Annotated in this window: 2 protein-coding genes and 2 pseudogenes; all 4 read left to right on the top strand. The window is 39.5% G+C overall.

From position 1 onward, the window contains the following. Positions 1 to 67: 67 nt before the first annotated feature. Positions 68 to 223 (top strand): annotated as a pseudogene (locus ACFVQB_RS34335) (hypothetical protein); the annotation flags it as partial. Positions 224 to 917: 694 nt separating this feature from the next. Further along, positions 918 to 1,148, top strand: a complete 231-nt coding sequence (locus ACFVQB_RS34330; protein ID WP_161512197.1) for a hypothetical protein — start codon at positions 918 to 920, stop codon at positions 1,146 to 1,148. 260 nt (positions 1,149 to 1,408) lie between these two features. Beyond that, on the top strand, positions 1,409 to 1,618 hold the full coding sequence (locus tag ACFVQB_RS34325; protein WP_029974512.1) for a YonK family protein: 210 nt from the start codon (positions 1,409 to 1,411) through the stop codon (positions 1,616 to 1,618). Positions 1,619 to 1,629: 11 nt separating this feature from the next. After that, positions 1,630 to 1,865 (top strand): annotated as a pseudogene (locus ACFVQB_RS34320) (hypothetical protein); the annotation flags it as partial.

Raw genomic sequence — 1,865 nt, 5'->3', positions numbered from 1 at the left:
TGTTTATGTAGGGTGAATCCCATCACAGTCTTACTATGGGTGACATGTAGCCTGAATATTAATTGCGGTGTACTGCTTCGGCTTGCACTTAGGTAAGGCAGATGCGTCTCCCTTCCCTTTAAATAATGCCCTTGTAAGCTTTGTTGCTTATTAGAGGTAATCAAAAATTTTTCCGGGTTAGCGAGGCTTTGTAATTACATACCCTCGTAAAATAAGTGAAATGGCTTTTGAGCGCTTGATCACCGCTCCCATTTCACAGAAAAGGATTATTTTCGGTCTTGCCTTTTCAATTTCACTTAGAAACATATTCGCTATTTTATTCGCTACTTCTCATTCAATTTTCTGAATGGAGCCTAACCCCATGCACATACCTCCTTACACGGGTCAGAGAAGACTGTGCAAAATAAATGGCGAGCGTTTGAGACGCTTTGTTTCTCAATAAGGCGTGTAACCTGACAAGAGAGACTGAAAATGCCATTGAGAAGGCTTATAATGGGTCTTTCCTTCTTATATTTTTAAATATCTATAAACAGCTAACGTGCAAGCTCTTTTAAGGTGATGCTTGATAGAGCGATACTAAGCAGTTCACGAGACAACCGTGAATTCTCCGCCGGTGGGGACTTTAAATACGTTCCGGAAAGCGTGTAATATTTGTTGTCATAGCTCATCTGCCAGGTGTAGAAGGAGAATCCGGTTTTCGCACAGCGATTACCGGTTTTTATGCTCATGTACCTTGATGTACAAGGAGTTTCTGAAGACGTTATTTGGCGTCTTTTGTTATTTTCGACTTACAAAGATTTCGATCGATGAATCCGTAATCAGCGTATTCCCTGTCGATTTTGCGTACCTACTTGGGTTAATGAATAATATGTAAGGAAACGCTAATTTCGTATAATTTTCAAGGGAGGACGAAAAAGATGGACACAAATATTCGCGTTAAAGTTATGTATGATGACACGGTATATAATAAGTGGGGCGAGATTATTAATGAAACTTATGCCGGCGAGATTATCGATGCTATCCTTAACGAAGACACTGAAGAATATTTTGGAAAAGATCATGAAGGTCGCGAAGTATTTGTCGCATCTCTCGACATGTACGGTGAGCTCGTATTAGAGCCTGGATTTAAATTAGTAGACGACAAATAACGCAATCAGAACGAGGCTTCCGCACCCTGTGGCGAGGTCTTTTTGTGCTTGCGTTTTACTATGGATCATCCGGAATGTGCTTAAGAGCCTTCCGGTACGCAAGTTATCAATAGTCTCCTTCGGGCGTTTCCCCAACGCCTATCCGACTTATCTTTTCATCTCCTTATATCCCCTTTTCGGACGTTACCGATGCTTCGGATCATCGGGCTTCCGAAGGAGCTTATTGAACGTAAATAAAACACATATTGGAGGAATTTAATTTGGCTAAAGGGAAGAAAGAGTATTCTTTTAAGAACTGCACTGTAAATGTTGATGAAGATCAAATTATTGAGCATAAAGGTGATGGCATACACATTCACTCATTATCTAAATACCTAAGAGAGCTTGAAAGCAAAACAGATCCAATTGATTTCACGTTAAAAAGTGACAGTGATGTTGTTCCTCAAGAAACTGAAGGACTTTCTGAGTAGGTGGTGACTGAATGACAGCTATTTTAGATACTGTTTTACAACGAGAAAAAGACGAATCATTTACTGATTATCATATCAGACTTTTCAAAAACAAAGACACTTATCACATTGATACACAAACAATTGCTGCCCTTTTAAACAAGGATCAGGGAACCAACTATGATGAAAGCAAATGGCGTAAAGACTTTAAACAATTTGAGCGCTGGCACGATTACTTTATCTCAAAGAATATGAACAAAGAAGTTCA

The sequence above is a fragment of the Paenibacillus sp. NPDC057886 genome, from assembly GCF_042796655.1.
Classification (GTDB): domain Bacteria; phylum Bacillota; class Bacilli; order Paenibacillales; family Paenibacillaceae; genus Paenibacillus.
The sequence above is the reverse complement of the archived record's forward strand: the minus strand, read 5'-3'. Positions and strand labels throughout refer to the sequence as shown.